The following is a 4658-nucleotide window of genomic DNA, read 5'->3' as shown; positions in this document are numbered from 1 at the left end:
ACATACTAAACTTGCAATTATTGCAAAGGATACATTTGATTATGCAAAAAAAGGTGGAAAACTAATGATTATACATAAGTGGATGGAAGAGCCTCCTCAAATGGAAGACAGAAATCAACTTACAAAATAAAAGCATAGATATGAGGACATAGAATAAGTTGACAATATTATTATAAAAGGGCTATATATTTTAAATTTCTGCACAAGATACTATCATACCAAAATAAATTTAAAGGAGTGATTACATTGGCAAACAGACAATTAGTACCTGGAGCTAAAGCTGGATTATATTCATTTAAAATGGAAACTGCAAAAGAATTAGGAGTTAATTTTACTGATTACAATGGTAACTTAACTTCAAGACAATGCGGTTCTGTTGGTGGACAAATGGTAAAAAAAATGGTAGAACAATATGAAAGAAATTTATAATTTAAAATGATATAAAGAAAGGCACATAGATGTAACTCTATGTGCCTTTTATGATGATACACCAACTAATAATAAAACAAAATTTTAATATATAGAGTTTGTTTTTTTTGTTTTAATATGTATAAAGTGATATAGATTATACGAGTATTTAACAAATGTCGTTGCGTTAAAGTTTAATTTTCACGGCATTGCTTTCATAGAAGTTAAACTAAACCAACTGAAGGAATGGAAAGGTAGCCCGTAGGGAAGGTTCCATGAGAGAAGACGGCAGCACCAACCAAAGGGCGGTTAGCGCACCTAATTTTACATTCTATATATAAATTAATTTAATATATAAGATTTAACACTAAATAAATAATCATTACAGAGTATTATTATTTAATACCACTTTATAACATTAACACTATACATTAGTATTTTATAATAATTCAAAATATTATATTTTATAAGTATATTATAAACTAATATTTAATATTAAAATTATATTAATATACAATACTGTTATAGAGTATTGATTTATAACATTATTATTGACACTATACACTGTTATTTAACATTAATAAGTAACAGTGTTATTTATTAAAAAATAAATATTTAGTGCTAATATAAACAATAATTTAATAATGTATAGTATTAATACCATACATTAATATTTATAACTAATTAATAATTAACATCTGGCCTTATTAATGCAAATAAATAACTATTATATAACATTAATATATAGTTTTAATATTATATTTTAGTTGCTAATATTAAAACTTAATATTAAAGTTTAATATTAATCATGTAATTAATTCATAACATTAGTATAATATTTGACTTTCAAACTATAATTCTATAAAATAACATTATAGTTTAATTTTAATTTGTGAGGTGAATATTAATGACCATTGTTATTTCTTTTGTAAATTGTAAAGGTGGGACTGGAAAAACAACGTCCTGTGTAAATTTAGTTGGTCAGATAGAAAAGCAAGGTCATAGAGTCCTACTAATAGATAATGATGCACAGGGAAATGCTTCAAAAATTATGGACTTAAAAAGTCCCTATAGCTTATTTGATTTGTATTCAATTTCAAGTATTGGTTTTGAGGATTGTATTGTAAAATACAATGACAAAATTGATGTTATAACAAATGATGTTAAAAGTTTTACTTTGGAAAGTGAACTACATAATAAGAGAACTCGTGAAACAATATTAAAAACTAAGTTTGCAAAATTCTCTAATAAAAAAGATTATGACTTCGTAATTATAGACAATTCACCCTTCATAGGGATTGCTACAACCAATGCTTTGACTATGAGTGACTATTACATTAGCGTAATAGATAAAGGCACTAGTGCATTACAAAACCTTCATATAATCGATAATCTAGTTAAAGACATTATAGATCTAGGCGAAAACGATGACCTAAAGTTATTAGGTATTTTAAGAAATAACTTCGATAAAAAAACAATATTCACAAGGCAAATGAATGAGGTAATTGAAGATAGTTTTAAAAATGATTTGTTCAATACAATTATATATAACAGTATTAAGTATGTAGAAGCCATAACGTTAAATAAGACCATACAAGATTATAATAACAAGTGGGCAGAGCCTTACAAACATTTGTATTATGAAATTATTTCGAAAGTATATTAATACTATATATCAACATCATATATTAACATTAAATATTGAGGGGAAGTTTTAACATTGAATAATGATTTTAAAAGCAAGGTAAAAAGTAACATTTCACAAAAAGATGACACACTACCATTAAACGCTAATATTAAAAGTACAAGTGAATCATTAAAATTAAATACAAATAATAATACTAGTAACGCATTTACTTTAGGAACGAAAGTAGAAACTACAACCAAAAAAAAACCATTTCCATTATACTTAGATGCAGATACACAAAAGGACTTGGAACATATATGTAAAAAAAAGAAATACAGTAGAAACGAGTTAATCGTTATGATGATAAAACATTGTATAGAAACTATTGAATACACAGATTGAGCGGTAAATTAAACTGCTCTTTTTTTTATGTATAAAATTAAACTCAGATAAGATGCACACAATTAGACGCTATTAAACGTCCACAGAGCGTTTTGTTTTTTGGGGAAGGTAATTGTATGTTATTAGACTTGAAAGCCACTGTAGGTAGAGAGAATCGAATTTTTTACTGTAAAACAGCTTGTCTTATGGATGAATTTTCTTATAGTCCTAAATATTTCTCATAATTAAACAACGACAACTCATACAAAATATATGATAAGTAAAATGTTAGAAGAAATGTTAGAAGAAATAATATATTATGTATAACTATCTTAATACCACTTATAGCAATTGTTACAAAATCTATTGCAACCTAATGACTGCTAATATTTATAATGAATTTCTAACTAAATTAAAACCTCAACGCTAGGCATATCAACCCTTGATGAATTCTAACAATGACAAGTCATATAGATGAAGCGATAATCAAGAAATCTATTGTAACCTAATGACTGTTGACAATGTCACTAAGCATGACAGTGATATTACTCGTTTATAACGATATATACCCTATTGATGAGGATAGAATAACTTTTAGAAACCAACAATTTACCTTGTTGTAAAGAGATAGTAATAAGACAACAATAAGGTAAAGAGTAGTAGGGGTACTTCTACGCCTGTTATACCAATGGATGTAGGGTTTGAATTGCAACCTAATGACTGTTGAATTGCAACTCAAAGAATGTTGAGAGTAAAATTTATTGCAACCTAATGACTGTTGAATTGCAACTTATTGAATGTAACTGCTACTTGACAAAGTTGCAGTTACATTATATATTGGTAACTAGTGGAAGGGGTGTACCAATGAATACAAGTTTGGAAGCAATAAGACCTGATGGATTAATCGAAGCAAGGCATGAATTAACTGCAAAAGAAAATGATATTATTGATTTAGTATTGAACACCATAAAAGACGATAATGAATATGTTTATGAAATAGACATTGAAAAATATAAGGGAATATATAATCTAGGAAGTGCAAATATTTATCGAGATTTAAAAAAAGCTACAAATGATTTATATGAGAAACACAATAACTTTTCTATAAAGAATAAGGCAACAGGGGAAGAAATGAAGTTTGTTTGGTTTAGTATGCTCACATATATAGATAAAAAAGGCAAAATATATTTTGAGATAGGGCATACCTTGAAAAATATGTTATTGAACATGAAGAAAAAAATCTATTATAGAATTGAATACCCAATAAATTTTAAAAGTTTGTATAGCAAAAGAATCTATTATATGCTCAAATCATTTGAAGACACGGGGTGGAGAATAGACAAGATTGATGACTTGAAACATAAATTATATTGCCCTCTAACATATAAAAATTTTGCAACATTCAGAAAAAAAGTGTTGGACATGGCTTCTGAGGAAATAAATAATGCTAGTGATATTAAGTTTACATATGAACAAATAAAAACAGGTCGTAAAGTTACTGCAATCAAATTTCACATAGTCAGTAATAAAGCAAAAAATGTCTTGTCAGTTACCTCAGACAAGACAGAAGATACAGAACTTATAAAACAAGTACAAGCTATATGTCATAGGCATTCAATTACGGAATCAGAGGCGAAATGTATGCTCAAAGATGCTAAAAACAGCATTGATACAATTAGAGAATGTTATTCTTATATTTTAACAAAAGAAAATGTTCCTAATGTTGTTGGATATATGAGAACGCTTTTAAAAGGATTTAATAAACCACAAAGTCAATCAACTAAAGACGGTGGTTTCAATGATTATGAGCAAAGAGTATATGACTTTGCTAAACTAGAGAAGAAACTAAATGGTTGGGAAGAAAATGAAGAAAAGAGTAAAAACTTTATGGACGAAGTACTTGCATATAGAAAATAGCACCCTTACATTAATTCTAAGGTGCATTATAGTACACAAACCATATGATTACATAATCTGTCCAAAGCTAAACGTAAGGCAGGAAAAAGAAGGTATAGGTACAAAGATAAAATAGTTAACAGCAAATTGATGATAGGATATAAATCAGCTTATAAAAGTTTTGATTATGGAAGAAGGCAAATTTTAATAAAAACAAAAAAAAATTCAAAAATTTTATCCCCCCCCCCCCCCTGAAGCTATGAACTGAACCACTAAAAACGGACATTGCAAAAACACCCCCATTTGTAGGATAATAAAACTATGATTGGGGGTATTGTTATGTCAG

Annotated in this window: 4 protein-coding genes; all 4 read left to right on the top strand. The window is 27.5% G+C overall.

Going from position 1 to position 4658, the window contains the following annotated elements:
- Positions 1-246 precede the first annotated feature (246 nt).
- The 4 genes from LGK95_RS21790 (at position 247) to LGK95_RS21775 (ending at position 4333) form a co-directional block, all read left to right on the top strand.
- A complete protein-coding gene (locus tag LGK95_RS21790) occupies positions 247-429 on the top strand; it encodes an alpha/beta-type small acid-soluble spore protein (protein ID WP_226127002.1) in 183 nt (60 codons plus the stop codon).
- An 886-nt stretch (positions 430-1315) separates the two neighbouring features.
- On the top strand, positions 1316-2074 hold the full coding sequence (locus LGK95_RS21785; RefSeq protein ID WP_226127001.1) for a ParA family protein: 759 nt from the start codon (positions 1316-1318) through the stop codon (positions 2072-2074).
- Between the two features lie 54 nt (positions 2075-2128).
- Positions 2129-2437: a hypothetical protein gene (locus LGK95_RS21780; RefSeq protein ID WP_226127000.1), complete on the top strand. Its 309-nt coding sequence runs from the start codon at positions 2129-2131 to the stop codon at positions 2435-2437.
- 843 nt (positions 2438-3280) lie between these two features.
- Positions 3281-4333, top strand: coding sequence for a replication initiation protein (locus tag LGK95_RS21775; RefSeq protein ID WP_226126999.1), 1053 nt, complete (start codon positions 3281-3283; stop codon positions 4331-4333).
- Positions 4334-4658 lie beyond the last annotated feature (325 nt).

It is taken from the genome of Clostridium algoriphilum (genome assembly GCF_020443705.1).
GTDB classification, from domain to species: domain Bacteria; phylum Bacillota; class Clostridia; order Clostridiales; family Clostridiaceae; genus Clostridium_AD; species Clostridium_AD algoriphilum.
The sequence above is the reverse complement of the archived record's forward strand: the minus strand, read 5'-3'. Positions and strand labels throughout refer to the sequence as shown.

Excerpts from the sequence above, each read along its gene's own strand:
- LGK95_RS21785 (WP_226127001.1), top strand. The coding sequence starts at position 1,316 with ATGACCATTGTTATTTCTTTTGTAAATTGTAAAGGTGGGACTGGAAAA.
- LGK95_RS21775 (WP_226126999.1), top strand. The coding sequence starts at position 3,281 with ATGAATACAAGTTTGGAAGCAATAAGACCTGATGGATTAATCGAAGCA.